14 protein-coding genes are annotated in these 15,602 nt (G+C 59.5%); 12 read left to right on the top strand and 2 right to left on the bottom strand.

Annotated features, from left to right (window positions below; all coding sequences use genetic code 11):
* Positions 1-71: 71 nt before the first annotated feature.
* Positions 72-638 (bottom strand): spore coat protein U domain-containing protein, encoded by a 567-nt coding sequence (locus ACVWZ0_RS19015; protein WP_125287232.1) that lies wholly within the window; start codon positions 636-638, stop codon positions 72-74.
* 538 nt (positions 639-1,176) lie between these two features.
* Here ACVWZ0_RS19015 and ACVWZ0_RS19010 point away from each other — a divergent pair.
* The gene (locus ACVWZ0_RS19010) at positions 1,177-3,309 is read left to right on the top strand and encodes a putative bifunctional diguanylate cyclase/phosphodiesterase (RefSeq protein ID WP_253458290.1); all 2,133 of its coding nucleotides are present in this window, start codon (positions 1,177-1,179) and stop codon (positions 3,307-3,309) included.
* Positions 3,310-3,366: 57 nt separating this feature from the next.
* Positions 3,367-4,794 carry an aminotransferase-like domain-containing protein gene (locus ACVWZ0_RS19005; protein WP_253458292.1) on the top strand — a complete coding sequence of 476 codons (1,428 nt, stop codon included), beginning with the start codon at positions 3,367-3,369 and terminating at the stop codon, positions 4,792-4,794.
* Between the two features lie 4 nt (positions 4,795-4,798).
* Here the strand turns inward: ACVWZ0_RS19005 and ACVWZ0_RS19000 are convergent, their stop codons facing one another.
* Positions 4,799-5,281 (bottom strand): YlaC family protein, encoded by a 483-nt coding sequence (locus ACVWZ0_RS19000; protein WP_125287235.1) that lies wholly within the window; start codon positions 5,279-5,281, stop codon positions 4,799-4,801.
* A gap of 644 nt (positions 5,282-5,925) precedes the next feature.
* Here ACVWZ0_RS19000 and ACVWZ0_RS18995 point away from each other — a divergent pair.
* The 10 genes from ACVWZ0_RS18995 (at position 5,926) to mdcH (ending at position 15,403) form a co-directional block, all read left to right on the top strand.
* Positions 5,926-6,828, top strand: a complete 903-nt coding sequence (locus ACVWZ0_RS18995; RefSeq protein WP_253458295.1) for a hypothetical protein — start codon at positions 5,926-5,928, stop codon at positions 6,826-6,828.
* Positions 6,829-7,505: 677 nt separating this feature from the next.
* Positions 7,506-8,090 (top strand): cupin domain-containing protein, encoded by a 585-nt coding sequence (locus ACVWZ0_RS18990; protein ID WP_253458298.1) that lies wholly within the window; start codon positions 7,506-7,508, stop codon positions 8,088-8,090.
* Between the two features lie 353 nt (positions 8,091-8,443).
* Positions 8,444-10,099, top strand: a complete 1,656-nt coding sequence (mdcA, locus tag ACVWZ0_RS18985) for a malonate decarboxylase subunit alpha (protein WP_253458301.1) — start codon at positions 8,444-8,446, stop codon at positions 10,097-10,099.
* On the top strand, positions 10,099-10,956 hold the full coding sequence (locus ACVWZ0_RS18980) for a triphosphoribosyl-dephospho-CoA synthase (protein WP_253458304.1): 858 nt from the start codon (positions 10,099-10,101) through the stop codon (positions 10,954-10,956). Before mdcA ends, ACVWZ0_RS18980 begins: the two co-directional genes overlap by 1 nt.
* Before the next feature lie 9 nt (positions 10,957-10,965).
* The gene (gene mdcC / locus ACVWZ0_RS18975) at positions 10,966-11,265 is read left to right on the top strand and encodes a malonate decarboxylase acyl carrier protein (RefSeq protein ID WP_253458307.1); all 300 of its coding nucleotides are present in this window, start codon (positions 10,966-10,968) and stop codon (positions 11,263-11,265) included.
* Complete coding sequence (locus ACVWZ0_RS18970; protein ID WP_253458311.1) at positions 11,258-12,094, top strand: biotin-independent malonate decarboxylase subunit beta; 837 nt, start codon at positions 11,258-11,260, stop codon at positions 12,092-12,094. The genes mdcC and ACVWZ0_RS18970 overlap by 8 nt, the downstream gene beginning before the upstream one ends.
* On the top strand, positions 12,091-12,882 hold the full coding sequence (mdcE, locus tag ACVWZ0_RS18965; RefSeq protein ID WP_253458315.1) for a biotin-independent malonate decarboxylase subunit gamma: 792 nt from the start codon (positions 12,091-12,093) through the stop codon (positions 12,880-12,882). The genes ACVWZ0_RS18970 and mdcE overlap by 4 nt, the downstream gene beginning before the upstream one ends.
* 57 nt (positions 12,883-12,939) lie before the next feature.
* Positions 12,940-13,896 carry an AEC family transporter gene (locus tag ACVWZ0_RS18960; protein WP_253458318.1) on the top strand — a complete coding sequence of 319 codons (957 nt, stop codon included), beginning with the start codon at positions 12,940-12,942 and terminating at the stop codon, positions 13,894-13,896.
* 2 nt (positions 13,897-13,898) lie between these two features.
* A complete protein-coding gene (locus ACVWZ0_RS18955; RefSeq protein ID WP_253458320.1) occupies positions 13,899-14,501 on the top strand; it encodes a malonate decarboxylase holo-ACP synthase in 603 nt (200 codons plus the stop codon).
* Positions 14,498-15,403: a malonate decarboxylase subunit epsilon gene (mdcH, locus tag ACVWZ0_RS18950; RefSeq protein WP_253458322.1), complete on the top strand. Its 906-nt coding sequence runs from the start codon at positions 14,498-14,500 to the stop codon at positions 15,401-15,403. Before ACVWZ0_RS18955 ends, mdcH begins: the two co-directional genes overlap by 4 nt.
* The last annotated feature ends 199 nt before the right edge of the window (positions 15,404-15,602 follow it).

The raw sequence follows: 15,602 nt of genomic DNA, 5'->3' as shown, positions 1-15,602 counted from the left end.
ACAAAGCGGGCTAAGCCAGCCCGCCGATGTTCTTTCCTGCCCCGACACGACGTGCTCCCTGCCGCCGTCAATCAGTAGTTCACGGCAACGTTAATCGTATCGGTATAGGTACCTGCCGGGATCGCTGCGTTAAAACCGCCGCCGGTAATACGACCGTAAATCGGGTAGTTGTCGCCATTGGTCGGATCCGTGGTGCCCGTGCTGGTCAGGTTAGTGTTGTTAGCGATGGGCGTGGTATAGGAAGTGGAGTTATAGAGCGTATAGGCAATGCCCTGCGTGGCGTTGCTGCCCAGCACCAGATAGCGAGGCTGCGCGGTTACTTCGCCAAACACGGTAGCGGGCGCGGCGTTGCTGCTGGTGAGCTGCACGTTATAGGTTTGACCAGTGGTGCAGCGCACAAAGATGCCGTTGCCCAGCGCGCCAACTAAGGTGGCGTTCAGGGTATCAAAGGTCGCGGCGCTGCTACCAAAGTCTAAGGTACCGAAGTTAACACCGGTGGTGGCGGTCTGGCCATTGACCAGGCAACCCGTGGTCAGGACCAGCGTGGCGTTGATAGTTCCCGTCGTGGTGGCGGCAAAGCCGGAAGAGGCCACGCCGAGACCCAAGCCGCAGCCCAGCAAAAAAAGCTTCATTTTCATAATCATTCCTTACCGATCAGACCAATGGAAGTGCTTTTTCGCCCGGTGTAAAAGCGTAAAAAATGGCCGCGATGCAGGTAAAACGCAGAGCCGGAAAGACCTGTGTTGGTCGCTATCCACGATAAAAGCCAGATTGACCAATTTCTGTTATGTTTAAAACTATAGAACAGCCTTGAACGCTGAGCTAAGCGAAACGCAAAATTTTGTTAATGAGTTGAAACAAAAGCAGACCTGCTTGCTGTAGCATGAAAAAAGACGCCTGACAAAAAATAATCAGCGCTGGCCCTGGGTTTTGCTGGGCAAAAAAAAGAGCGGATGCTAAGGTCGTTAAGCAAAAAAAACAGATAATAAACCCGTTTAATTATAAGGAGATAGATGGGTTAAGCCCGAGTCCGCAGCCGGGCATGGCCGCTTTATGCCACCAGGGGTAAAGTTGACTACTCTTTAGCCGATACCGTAATTGTTGAAATCGATTTATCAGCTTTATTATTCCCTTACCCGGTGCCAGTAATCTGGCTTTTGCTTCAGAGATTTGCATATGCTTATGAGCTCCTACGACCAGCTACTGGTTATCGTCTCCATCTTTGTTGCCTTCCTGGCATCCTATACCGCGCTGGATATGGCGGGCAGGGTGGCAACCTCTACGGGGAAAGCGGCCCGCGCCTGGCTGGTTGGCGGTGGCTTTGCGATGGGCATCGGCATCTGGTCTATGCATTTTATCGGCATGCTGGCGATGAACCTGGCGATGGTGATGAGCTACGATCCGCTGCTCACGCTGATTTCCATGTTTGTAGCCGTAGTCGCCTCGATTTTTGCGCTGTGGATTGTCTGCTACGGTGAACTGGTCTTTGCCCGTCTGATGGTCGGCGCGCTGGCGATGGCCACCGGCGTGGTGGCGATGCACTATATCGGCATGGCCGCGCTGATGTTTGAACCGGGTATCGTCTGGGACTGGCGCTGGATTGCGGTGTCGATAGCGATCGCGCTGGGCGCCTCAACGGCCGCGCTGTGGCTGGCGTTTAAGCTACGTCAGGGCGAAGGGCATTTAGCGCTGCTGCGCGCCGGCGCGGCGCTGATTATGGGCGCCGCCATCGCCGGGATGCACTACAGCGGCATGGCGGCGGCCAGCTTCCCGATGGGCAGCCACGCCACGCAGATGGGCGTGAACAGCAGCTGGCTGGCGATGCTGGTCGTGGTGGTGACGCTCTCTATTTTGGGTATTACGCTGGTGGTTTCCACGCTCGACGCGCGCCTGCAGGCCAGAACGTCGGTACTGGCTTCTTCGCTGGCGGAAGCCAACCGCGAGCTGGCCCAGCTGGCGCTGCACGACAACTTAACCCGCCTGCCTAACCGTATTCTGCTGGAAGATCGCCTCGATCAGGCGCTGAGCAAGGCCGTGCGGGAAGAGACCGCTTTCGCGCTGATGTTTATGGATCTGGACGGTTTTAAGGCCGTTAACGACGCGTTTGGTCACCACGTTGGCGATAACCTGCTGGTCGCGGTCACCGAGCGGATGAAAAATTTACTGATCGGGCACCATACGCTGGCGCGACTGGGCGGCGACGAGTTTGTGCTGCTGGTGGAAATCAGCGAGCCGAACGATGCCGCCGCCGTGGCCGATATGCTGGTCAAGGCTATCGACGAGCCGTTTTTGATTTCGCGTTACGAGCTGGTGGTGTCGCTGAGCATCGGTATTGCGGTCTATCCGGGCGACGGCAACGACGAGCGGGAACTGATGTTCAACGCCGATGCCGCTATGTACCACACCAAAAACAACGGCCGTAACGGCTATAACTTCTTCCAGCCGTCGATGAACACCATCGCGCAAAACCAGCTACAGCTGATCAACGATCTCTGGCTGGCGCAGGAGCACGACGAGCTGCGCCTGTTCTACCAGCCGAAATTTTGCGCGCCGCAGGGCCCTATCGTCGGGTTTGAAGCGCTAATCCGCTGGCAGCATCCGCAGCGCGGGCTGCTGTCGCCCGACATTTTTCTGCCGCTGGCGGAAAAAACCGGGCTGATCGTCAGCATCGGCAACTGGGTGATTAACGAAGCCTGTCGCCAGCTGAGCGTCTGGCATCGAATGGGCAATACGCAATGGTCGATAGCGGTCAACCTGTCGTCGCTCCAGTTTGAGCAGGCCGGACTGGTGGAAACGGTGGTCGCCGCGCTGAAGAAACATCAGATTTCGCCAGAGCTGCTGACGCTGGAAGTGACCGAGACTACCGCCATGCGCGATCCCGACGAAAGCGTGCGTATCTTAACCGAGCTGACCGAACTGGGCGTGAAAGCCTCGATTGACGATTTCGGTACCGGCTATTCCAGCCTGCTTTATCTGAAACGTCTGCCCGCCAGCGAGCTGAAAATCGATCGCGCCTTCGTTAACGAGCTGCATACGCAGAGCGAAGACGCCACTATCGTTACCGCTATCGTGGCGCTGGCGCAGACGCTGAATCTGAAAGTGGTGGCGGAAGGCGTAGAGACGGAGGAGCAGCAGGCCTTTCTCACCGGCCTGGGCTGCAACTCGCTACAGGGCTATCTGCTGGGCAAACCGGTTCCCCCTGAGCAGGTGCCGCACCTGAAGCTGTATGCGGGCAACCACGAGTCCAACCGCACGCCGGAACAGAAAAAAGCGGCGGAGGAGAAGATCCCGGTGTCAAAAGCTGTTTAATCGCGGCCCGGCTAACTATAATAGTTGCTCATTCCTGAGCACGGGCCTGTAACAGTTTTGGCAAAATATCTGCAGTTAATCGACCAAATCCAGCAGCAGATCGCCAGTGAGATCTGGCTGCCGGGCGAAAAACTCCCCTCGCTGCGCGAGCAGGTGGCGCAGAGCGGGATGAGCCTGATGACCGTTATGCACGCCTATCAGGTGCTGGAGAGCCAGGGCTGGATCGTCTCCCGGCCGCAGTCCGGCTACTACGTAGCGCCACGGGCGGAATTTCTCAGCCAGCCCGCCAGCCACCAGAAGGTGCAGCTCACGGAATCGGTCGATATCAACGACTTTATTTTTGAGGTGTTACAGGCGTGTCGCGACCCGGACATCATGCCTTTCGGCTCCGCCTTTCCCGATCCTGAACTCTTTCCGCAGCGCCAGCTGATGCGCTCGCTTTCCGCCGTTTCGCACTCGTTAAAACCGGCGGACGCCTTAAACAATCTGCCGCCGGGCAACGAGGCGCTGCGCAAAACGCTATCCAAGCGCTATGCGTTACAGGGCATACAGGTTTCGCCAGAAGAGATCGTGATCACCAACGGCGCGATGGAGGCGTTGAACCTGAGCCTTCAGGCGGTCACCGCGCCCGGCGACTGGGTGGTGGTGGAAAACCCCTGTTTTTACGGCGCGCTACAGGCTATCGAGCGGCTTCAGCTCAAGGCTGTCGCTATCGCCTCGCATCCGCAGCACGGTATCGATCTGACGGAGCTGGCCGCCACGCTGGCGAAGCTGCCGGTCAAAGCGTGCTGGATGATGTCGAATCAGCAGAACCCGCTGGGCTGCACGCTAAGCCGCGAGAAAAAGCAGGAGCTGGTGGCGCTGCTGGAGGCGCATCAGGTGACGCTGATCGAGGACGATGTGTATAGCGAACTCTGGTTCGGCAGCGAAAAACCGCTGCCGGCAAAGGCGTTTGAGAAACAGGACAGCGTGCTGCACTGCTCTTCTTTTTCTAAAAATCTGGTGGCGGGGTTTCGCGTGGGCTGGGTGGCGGCGGGCAGACACGCGCAGCGCATCCAGCGACTGCAATTAATGAGCACTATCTCAACCAGCGCGCCGATGCAGCTGGCGCTGGTCGACTACCTGGGCAGCCGCAGCTACGACGTGCATTTACGCCGGCTGCGCCAGCGGCTGGAGCAGCGCAAAAGCCTGGCGCGGCAGTCGCTGCGGCGGCATCTGCCCGCCAGCGCCAAAATCAACGACTCCCAGGGCGGCTACTTTTTATGGATCGAGCTGCCGGAAGCGGTTAACACCACCGAGCTGTACTATCGGGCGCTGCGCGAGAAAATCAGTATCGCGCCCGGTAAAATGTTTTCTACCAGCGAGCAGTATGCCAATTATTTTCGTTTTAATACGGCCTGGGAATGGAATGACTCGCGGGAGGCGGCGGTAGCGACGCTGGGCAGGTTGATTGCGGAAATGCTTCAGGGCCAGCGCTGGCCCTGACATATCAGACGGCAGAGGCGCGTTTTTGGCCCCAGGTCAGATGATAAACGTCGTAAAAATCGACTTCGCCTTTCAGCTGCAGCAGCTTTTGAATGCCTTGCTTAACGTTGTCCGGCACCTGGCTGCTGGCAAGGATATCCTGGATCGCCTTGTCGGACAGGGTACGCACATAATACCATTCGCCGTTATAGCACACGCGCAGATCGAGCGTATCGATATCCTCAAAGCGGTAGCGCGGATTGACATCCAGCAGCATCAGGCCGCTCATCAGCAGCACGAAAAAAGTGGCGCCCCAGAACGCAGGCCAGCCCAGAAACTCCGTGGTAAAAATCAGCGCCACGGTCAGGGCGTAGCAGACATACATCGACGCCCATAAGCCGGGATGACTTTTCAGAAAATTGAAGCTGAAACGCGGTCGGTTATCGCGCTGTTCTTCACGATTAAGGGTGTCGATTTCGCGCAGCAGGATCTGTTTAACGTCTTCCACTCTGAACCTCCTCTTGGTACAGGCATCAGTAGACCACACCTGGCGCAAGAAGGGCAGACACAGTTAATGCGAATAAAGCTATAACAGTTGCCCATATAACAAAATTAACGTTCTTGTTACCAGAACGCGTCAGAACGGCCGCCGACTGCCGCAGGCGGAGCGCGCGGGGTGAAATGCCGACGGGATCGCCGCCGCAGCCGGAACAACAGCCTCTTTCAATTTATATACCTCTTTTTTTTCGGCATAAATAAGTTAATCGATAACGGGATCTATTATCACCAGGGGAAATAAATTGCCTGAAAGCGCAAGAAACATAATGAAAAAAGCGAGTGGCGCCTTGAAAAAGGCGGGCGACAGAAATCTGTCCGCGCCAGGTGCTAATACGCTTTTGTTTAATTTAATTACAGGTTTCGGCAATTAAAATGCGTGACGTGCCGATTTGTTATGGCCGCTGGCTTGTTATATGTTTGTACTCTCTTAATAACGGATGAAGCACCAGGTTAATTCTGTTTTTAAATATTAAGCTGCCTTCAAATAAACAGATAACAAGTTAAATCAGGTAAGGATTGCCAGGATGAAAATAGGGAAATATTGTTTTTTTGTTAATTATTTTGCTCAATCCAACCCGGGGCGGCGTGACAACGATGAAAAATAATTTTGCCAGCATCCATAGCAGAAAAGAAAATGGTACGGATAGCGCACGATCATTATTAACGGAAGGCGTGACGGCCAGCGTCTGGACGCCCGATTACGTTCTGCGCCTGCGGCAAAACATTCATCTCTGCGGCTGCTCTGGCTGCGACGGCGCCTCGCCGCTGCTGCAGTTTCGCTGGAATAACCACGTGCGCCACAGCGCGGATATCAGCTGCAACCGGGCGGCGGCGGAAATCCTGAGCCTGACGGCGTCCTGTACCCTGAGCGTCAGCGAAGACCTGGCCGAACATTTACCCGAACTCTCCGCAGAGCGTTTACAGATGAATCAGCACTGCCTGCGGCTGTTTGCCGCTTTCCGGACTGAGCCTGTGCTGTTGCTCTATGCGCTGTACGGTTTTATTCGCCAGTCTGGCCCGCTTGACCCGGAGCGGCGGGCCGCGCTGCTGGAGACGTGGCTACAGCCCGCCGGCCGCCAGCGGCTGGTGCAGGATTTTTGCCTGCAGCAGGATGAACACGGCTTTCCGCCGGTCGCCGGGCAACGTCTGGAGGCGCTGCCGATATGGTTACTGGTGGATAGCGACGCCAGACTGCACAAGCTGAAAGCGATGCGGAAAAAGGGTGAGGAGACGCTACGGCAGACGTGGCGCGGCCTGCAAAAAGCGAGCAGCGCGCGACGAAAGATCCTCGGTAATTTTCTGTTTTATGAACTCTGCCATAACTTTTTTCCCGGTCATCTCGTTCCCGACTGGGAGAATAATTTTGCCGACCTTTGCCGGCGTGCCCTTAGCCTGCTCCTGCTGCTGACGGCGGTTTCACCTGAACTGGATAAAGAAAGCTTGAGCGCGCTTTTTGCCGCCAGCCATCGGGCTGCGCGCAGGGAAGCTTTTTCATAACAGGCGGCGGGCGGCCGTGAACAGGCGCCCGCTTCGGGCAGCTATAAACCGAGCCCGGCAATCAGGGTAAGCAGCATTATGTTCTGCATCAGGCACGGCGAGCGCCAGAGGCGGGCAATCGGTGGCTTCTGCGGTGGGTTTCCGCTTCTCTTTGCGGGAGCGCACAGGAGCAGTGGCCGTCACCGGCGCGTGCGTTTCCGGCAGCAGGATAGTATGCCAGAGTCATCGGCAGCTTTAACCGACATTGCCCGGCTTTCGCTGCTCGGCCGTTTCACAATGCAGCAGCGATGCTGAATCCGGATCAACCAGCCCGTGATGAATCAGATAGCGAGCAACCATGAACCACCCTCCTGGTTAGCCAGGGGCATTAGCGCGGTTTTCCCATTTTTCCGTTGATCAATCCCTTATGTTTATTAAGTGATTAAGCCGCCGTTTAATTTTATTTTCTTCTTTTTAAAACCAGCCTGTTTTTACTAAATCGTTTTTTTTGGCAGGCGCGTGGGCTATTTTCGGAATGCAAAATGGCCTTACATTTTGCCTCCGAGGCAGGCAGGCGAATAATTTGAGTTAAGTGGAGAAAAATTAAGAAGTTATGTGATCAAAAACCGATCGTAATGATTGCATCTTTGCCGCCAGGTGCCACAATTAATTAACACCGAAATTACAGGAGGCATCTTATGCTAACCCATGCTGGTAACCTGCTTGCGATGATGTCTTTTGCAGCCGGCACCTTTTCTGCGGGTATGTCGAACAATCCGCAATATATGACCTTTCAGCCAGCCAGCGGCGTGCCGAACAATCCGCTGCCGCTGATTATTTATCCGCGCGCGGTGCCGGGTGAGGTGGAAGATGTGGCGGCCTGGTTTGAAGAAACGTTCGCCAGCCATCGCTGGACGCCGCGCTGGCGCTATCCGATTTATCCCTATACCCACTATCATCCCAACACCCATGAGCTGCTGGGTATCGGCGCTGGCTGGGCGCAAATCCTTTTCGGCGGCGAAACGGGCAGGGCGGTCACCGTTCACGCGGGCGATGCGATCCTGATCCCGGCAGGCGTTGGCCATCAGCAGCTGGCGGCCAGCGAAGATTTTTTTGCCGTCGGCGCCTATCCACAGGGCATGGAGCCGGTGACGCGACGCAGCGATCTGGAAGATGTGGAAGCCTCGCTACTGGCTATTAAGCGCGTACCTGTACCGCAGCACGATCCCCTCACCGGCGGTGAAGGCGCGGTGACTGAAATCTGGCATCCTTTACAGAACTGATCCATTCCCTTCTTCTCAGCGCGTCTGCCCCGTCAGGCGCGCTTTGCCAAATATTTTTTTAATAATGTCTCTTTTTTAGACGGGTACTGGCGTACGCGTCTCTTTGCCGAAGCGGGCCGCATCCACAGCGCAGCACTGGCCCGGCGCCACAGGTTCTGCCGCTAAAACAGCGCCACGCCCGGCAGGGCCAGCGGCAAGCTGTGAAAAAAATATTTTGTCATCGCTGGTTACCCAATTGTTTTTTCATCGGTTTGCGCAATCTTTCACCGGCGGCTACCTTCAAATTCATCCGCCGGATCGGCGCTGTCGTCTGCATAAGCCGATCCCCCGCCTACTGCGTTACGGAGGTTTACATGCTGCCGGGACAAACGTCCAACCGCGTATGGGATACACGTCGAAGTGAAAAAAAACGCCGCATCGAGCAGCTCGGTATCAACGGCAAGGTGCTGCCGACCGACGATCTGGTCGATTTGCTACAGAGGCTGATCGCGCCGGGCGATCGCGTGGTGCTGGAAGGTAATAACCAGAAACAGGCGGACTTTTTGTCACGTAGCCTGGCCGAAGTTAATCCGGAGATCGTGCACGATCTGCATATGATCATGCCCAGCGTCGGACGCAGCGAGCATCTGGATCTGTTTGAAAAGGGGATCGCGCGCAAGCTGGATTTCTCTTTCTCCGGGCCGCAGAGCCTGCGTATTTCTCAGCTGCTGGAAGATGGCCAGCTGGAAATCGGCGCCATCCATACCTATGTCGAACTCTATGCGCGGCTTTATGTCGATCTCGCACCTAACGTGGCGCTGATTGCCGGCTATAAAGCCGATCGCAAGGGCAATCTCTACACCGGGCCGAGTACGGAAGACACGCCCGCGCTGGTGGAGGCCGCCGCTTTTCACGACGGCATCGTTATCGCTCAGGTCAACGAACTGGTCGATGACGAGTGCGATCTGCCGCGCGTCGATATTCCGGGATCCTGGATCGATTATGTCGTCGTCGCCGACAAACCCTTCTTTATCGAACCGCTGTTTACCCGCGATCCGCGCCTGATCAAACAGGAGCATATCCTGATGGCAATGCTGGCGATCAAGGGGATCTATGCCGAGCATCAGGTGCAGTCGCTGAACCACGGCATCGGGTTCAACACCGCCGCCATCGAGCTGCTGCTGCCGACCTATGGCGAAAAGCTGGGGCTGAAAGGCAAAATCTGCCGCCACTGGACGCTGAACCCGCATCCCACGCTGATCCCGGCAATAGAGAGCGGCTGGGTTGAAAGCGTGCACTGCTTTGGCGGCGAGCTGGGCATGGAAAACTATGTCGCGGCGCGTCCCGACGTTTTCTTTACCGGCGCCGACGGCTCAATGCGATCCAACCGCGCGTTTTGCCAGCTGGCGGGGCAGTACGCGGTCGATATGTTTATCGGCTCCACGCTCCAGGTCGACGGCCTGGCTAACTCCTCGACCGTGACGCGCAGTCGGCTTTCCGGCTTCGGCGGCGCGCCGAATATGGGGCACGATCCGCACGGCCGTCGCCACGCCACGCCTGCCTGGCTGGCGATGATTGACGAGCCGGATCCGCTGGCGCGCGGCCGCAAGCTGGTAGTGCAGATGGTGGAAACCTTCCAGGGCGGCGGCAAGCCGACCTTTGTTGAAAAGCTGGATGCGGTCGACGTGGCGAAAGCCTCAGGGATGCCGCTGGCGCCGGTGATGATTTACGGCGATGACGTCACCCACGTGTTGACCGAAGAGGGCATCGCCTATCTCTATCGCGCCAAATCGCTGGAGGAGCGCCGCGCAATGGTGGCGGCGGTGGCGGGCATTACCGATATCGGCCTGGGCGTGGACGCGAAAAGAGTGGCCGATCTACGCCGCGAGGGCAAAGTCGCCTTCCCGGAAGATTTAGGCATTCGCCGTACCGAAGCCACCCGTTCGCTGCTGGCGGCGGGCAGCGTGGCGGAGCTGGTCGAATGGTCGGACGGGCTTTATCAGCCGCCGGCTAAGTTCCGGAGCTGGTAATGAAACCTTCTTCATGTTCGCTGAGCGATATTGAGCGGCAGGCCGCGCGGCTGGCGGAGCTGGCCACGCGCTGCCTGATCGACGAAGCCCGGCTGACGCCCAAGCCCGGCCTGGTCGATGGCAGAGGCAGCGGCGCGCATCGGGATCTGACGCTGGCGCTGATGGAGGCCTCGGCGCGCAGCCTGACGCCCGCGTTTTATGCTCTGGCGCTGCACTGCTGGCAGCGTCCGGCGGATATCGCGCTGCGGCAGCAGGTAGGCAGGCTGGGGCGTGAAGGCGAACGGCAGATGATGCAGGCGACGCGCGGCGTCAACACCCATCGCGGCGCGCTCTGGGCAACCGGCCTGCTGGTCAGCGCCAGCGCCATGCTGGCAGGTGAGGGCAGCGAGCGTCAGGTCGCGCAGGCGGCGGCCAGTCTGGCACAGCTGCCGGATGACGAGGCACCGAAACTCTTCAGCAAAGGGCTGCGCGCGACGCGCCGTTATCAGGTGCCCGGCGCGCGCGAAGAGGCGCAGCAGGGCTTTCCCCACATTATGCAACTTGGGCTGCCGCAGCTAAGGCACAGCAGGCACGACGGGGCGACGGAAGCGCAGGCACAGCTGAACGCGCTGATGGCGATCATGAGTTCGCTCAGCGATACCTGCGTACTTTCCCGCGCCGGGCTTTACGGGCTGGTGGCGATGCAGAACGGCGCGCGCGCCGTGCTGGATGCCGGAGGGGCGCAAACGCCGCACGGGCAGCGCGCGCTGGCCAGGCTGGACGCACACATGCTGTCGCTGAACGCCTCGCCCGGCGGCGCCGCCGATTTACTTGCCGCCACGCTGTTTGTAGACAGGCTGGGCGACACCACTTTCTGAGAGGATTTTATGGAACAGATCACGTTTACCCTGTCGGCCACGCGACAGCTCAGCGGTAAAGCGCTGGCGGGCGTGGTGGGCTCGGGCGATATGGAAGTGCTGTTTGTGGCCGGAGCGGGCCAGCAGCTGACGGTCAACCTGACCACCTCCGTCGACAACAGCGGAACACGCTGGCGGGCGCTTTTCGATCGCCTGAGCGCGTTTTCCGGGCTGCCGGCGGGCGAGATGACCATTCACGATTTCGGTGCGACGCCTGGCGTGGCGCGTATTCGTATTGAGCAGGTTTTTGAGGAGGCCGCAGATGCGTGATGACAGCAGCTTTATCGAACTTAAGGCCCGCCAGCGCGCACGGCTGCTGCTGGACGAAGGCAGCGGACGCGAGCTGCTCGATCCTTTTGACGGCATTATGTCGCCCTGGCTGCCTGCGCAGGGCATCGTGCCGCAGGCCGATGACGGCATGGTGGTGATGAAAGGCACCATCGACGGTCAGCCAGCGGTGGTCGTCGCCATTGAAGGATCGTTTCAGGGCGGCAGCATGGGCGAAGTTTCCGGCGCGAAAATGGCGACGGCGCTGGAGCTGGCTGCCGAAGATAACCGCAAAGGTATCCCGACGCGGGCGGTGCTTTGCCTGGAAACCGGCGGCGTGCGCCTTCAGGAAGCCAACCTCGGCCTGGCGGCCATTGCGGATATCCACGCCGCTATCGTCGATCTGCGTCGCTATACGCCGGTGATCGGCATCATCGCTGGTACGGTCGGCTGCTTTGGCGGAATGTCTATTGCCGCCGGGCTGTGCAGCTCGCTGATCGTCACCCGTGAAGCGAGGCTCGGCCTCAACGGCCCGCAGGTTATCGAACAGGAGGCGGGTATTGCGGAATACGATTCCCGCGACCGGCCTTTTATCTGGAGCATGACCGGCGGCGAAGCGCGCTATCGCAGCGGGCTGGCCGACGTGCTGGTGCCCGACGGCGCCAATGCGGTGAAAAAAGCGATGAACGAAGCGATCGCGCGCGGCGTGCCCGCACAGCATCGTTCGGACGAGTACAGCTACTATCTGCCGCGCCTGAGCGAAATGAACACCGAGCGACAGGCCGATGCGCAGCAGGTTAACGAAGTCTATGCAAGGGAGGATCGCGGATGAGCGTCAGTCGTGGTGAAAAATGGCTCAGCCTGTTAACCAACGGGGCTGAAAGGCTGGGCGGACTTTGCCCTTCGGTGCAGGCGGCCGATGCGGCGCTGGGCGAAGAAACCGCGCGTTATATTGCGGTGGTGCCGGACGAGCAAAACCACTTTCCGCGCGCCGCTAAAGGCGAGGTCGGCCTGCTGGAAGGCTGGACGCTGGCCAAAGTCATCGATGAAGCGATCGTGGCGGATGCGGATAAAGCGCAGAAGCGGGCGATTGTGGCGGTGATTGACGTACCAAGCCAGGCCTATGGCCGTCGCGAAGAGGCGTTCGGCATCCACCAGGCGCTGGCGGCGGCGGTAGGCGCCTATGCCAAAGCGAGGCTGGCCGGACACCCGGTGATCGGGCTGATCGTCGGTAAAGCGATGTCCGGCGCGTTTCTGGCGCACGGCTACCAGGCAAACCGGCTGATCGCCTTTAACGATCCGGGCGTGATGGTGCACGCAATGGGCAAAGCGGCGGCGGCGCGCATCACCTTGCGCAGCATCGAGGCGCTGGAACAGCTGGCACAGACCATTGCGCCAATGGCTTACGACATCGGCAACTACCAGACGCTGGGTCTGCTGGAAGAGCTGCTGGATATCGCCTCGCCGGATGCGCCTGAAGATGACGATGTTCAGCGGGTTCGCGCATCGCTGGAGCAGGCGGTCAGCTCGGCGCGTAAAGATCCCGCTCTTCATCGCCTTAAGGGCGAAAACCGCCGCAGCTCCGCGCTGGTGCGCGAAAAAATGCGCGCGGCCTGGTAATCCAGCAAGACAGCGGGCAATCCTGCCCTGACGCGTTCAGCCTGCGAGGCGCAAGTTATGACTTACGTGATCGTTCATGCTCTGGCTCCAATTTTCGTCATTATGCTGTTGGGTTTTTACGCCGGTAAGGCAAAGAAGGTCGATAACCACAACGTTGCCCTGCTGAACGTTTTCGTCATGGACTTCGCCCTGCCGGCGGCGCTGTTTACCGCCACGGTGCAAACGCCCTGGGCAGGTATCGTCGGGCAGGCGCCGCTGGTAGTGGTGCTGGTGCTGGCGATGTGGATAGCCTACGCCGCCATCTATTTTCTCTGCACCCGCGTGTTTCACAAAGCGCCGCAGGATGCCGCCGTGCTGACTCTGACCGTCGCGCTGCCCAACTACGCCGCGCTGGGGTTGCCGATCCTCGGCAGCGTGCTCGGCTCAACGCCCGAAACCTCGCTGTCGGTCGCCGTGTCGATAGCCTGTGGCTCGGTGCTGATGACGCCGTTTTGCCTGCTGATCCTCGAGCGTGAAAAAGCGAAAACCGAGGGCACGCAGCACTCCAGCGCCGCGATGCTGCCAATACTGATGTGGCGATCCGTGATTAAGCCTATCGTCTGGTGTCCGCTGCTGGGCGTGGTGCTTTCCGCTTTTGGCTTTCATATGCCGGAGCTGCTGCTCTCTACCATCCGGCCGCTGGGACTGGCCGCTACCGCGACGGCGCTGTTTCTGACCGGGCTGATCCTCTCCGCACGTCAGATCAGGATCAATCAGGCGGTGATCGTCGCCAGCGTGACTAAACTGCTTATTCAGCCCTTTATCGCCTGGGGCATTGTGCTGGCGCTGGGGCTGCACGGCCCGCTGGCGATCACCTCGATCCTGATGATCGCGCTGGCGGCGGGCTTCTTTGGCGTGGTGTTCGGCAATCGCTTCGGCGTGGAGTCGCCGGATGCGGAAGCCACTCTGCTGATCACCTCCGTGCTGAGCATAGTGACGCTGCCGCTGTTTATTTCATTAACCGCAGGAATGTAGCAATGGATGTTCGGCCGCACGATCTGCTCTGGCTGAGCGATCGTGAAGCATTGCAGGGCGATTTGCCTGAATGGGTCGCCTACTGGCAGCCGGCTTTGCCGCTGGTGGTGCGACGCGACAGGGATGCGCAGGGACGTATTCCCGTCGGCATACGCGGCCCGGCCCGCCATCAGCGCGCGGCGGGCTGGGTTGACGCTGCGGCTGTAGTGCGCGTGCTGTCGCCGGAAGCGCTTATCGATCGGCTGCCGCACACCCCTTTTTATACTTTGCCGCCCGTTCAGGCGGCGCTGCGGCTTGCGCAGGCGGACTGGCCGTGGGCATGGGGCGTCACCGGCAGCCTGGGCTATGCGCTGGCGACCGGCGAAGCCGTAATGCACGCGGGCAGCGATCTGGATTTACTGATCCGCGCGCCTGAGCCGCCCGCCGCATCGGCGTTGCAGCGCTGGCAAAGCCTTTGCGCCAGCCTGCCTTGCCGTGCCGATACGCAGCTGGAAACCAGGCTGGGCGGTTTTGCGCTGGCGGAGTGGCTGCGCGACGGCAAAGTGCTGTTGAAAACCGATGGCGGCCCTTTCCTGACCGCCGCGCCATGGGAGACGCCGCGATGAAAATCTTACTGACCTTTCCCGGACAGGGGCCGCAGCAGCCCGGCATGCTGCAAAATTTGCCTCAGGGCGAGGCAATCCTGAAAGAGGCCAGCGAAGCGCTGAATGAAGATGCCTCGGCGCTGGATTCGGCAGAGGCGCTGCGGCATACGCGCGCGGTACAGCTGTGCCTGCTGATTGCGGGCGTGGCGCACGCGCGGGAGCTGGAGCGACAGGGCCTGGCGTTTGCGATGACCAGCGGTTTATCCATTGGCGCCTATCCTGCGGCGGTAGTCGCGGGCGCGCTGGCCTTCGACGACGCGTTACGGCTGGTGGCGCTGCGTGGGCAGCTGATGGAGCAGGCTTATCCGGCAGGCTACGGCCTGACCGCGATTATCGGCCTGACCCAGAGCGAGCTGGAGCCGCTGCTGGGAGAAGAGAGCTGGCTGGCCAATATCAACGCGGAACGGCAGCTGGTGATTGCGGGCAGCGAGGCGGCGATGCAGGCGACGGCGGAAAGGGCGAAAGCCGCAGGCGCGCAGAAAACGCACCGGCTGGCGGTCAGCGTGCCTTCACACTGCGCGCTGCTGGCGGAACCGGCGGCAAAGCTGGCGGAGGTGTTTAAAGCGGTAACGATTGTTCGCCCGCGTCGCGCCTGGCTGAGCAGCAGCAGCGGCCGCGTGCTCTGGCAGCCGGCGCAGATAGCGGATGACCTCGCGTATAATATGTCGCGCACGGTGCGCTGGCATGAGGCGATGATAGCGGCCAACGAGCGCGACGTCCGGCTGGCGATTGAGGTGCCGCCCGGCGCGGTGCTGACCGGCCTGACCCGGCAGGCTTTCAGCGAAGGCGAAGCGCTTTCCCTGGAGCAGGGCGGCTACGAGTTGGCGTTAACGCTGGCGAAGCGTTTGCAGGCCGGCGGCTGAACGATCGCGCCTGGGGCAGGATGACCAGCTCTTACCGCCCGGTAAGCAGCGATAAAGGCTGCGCATCAGGATAAATGGCACTGACTACCCGGTAAACAGCGACAAAGGCTGCGCGACAAGATGAGCGGTACTGATCATCCGGCAAACAGCGGTAAAGGCTGCGCCACAGGCCCGTGCGGTCGTGTCCGCAGCGTGATAA

It is taken from the genome of Erwinia sp. TECH1 (assembly GCF_054057575.1).
The sequence above is the reverse complement of the archived record's forward strand: the minus strand, read 5'-3'. Positions and strand labels throughout refer to the sequence as shown.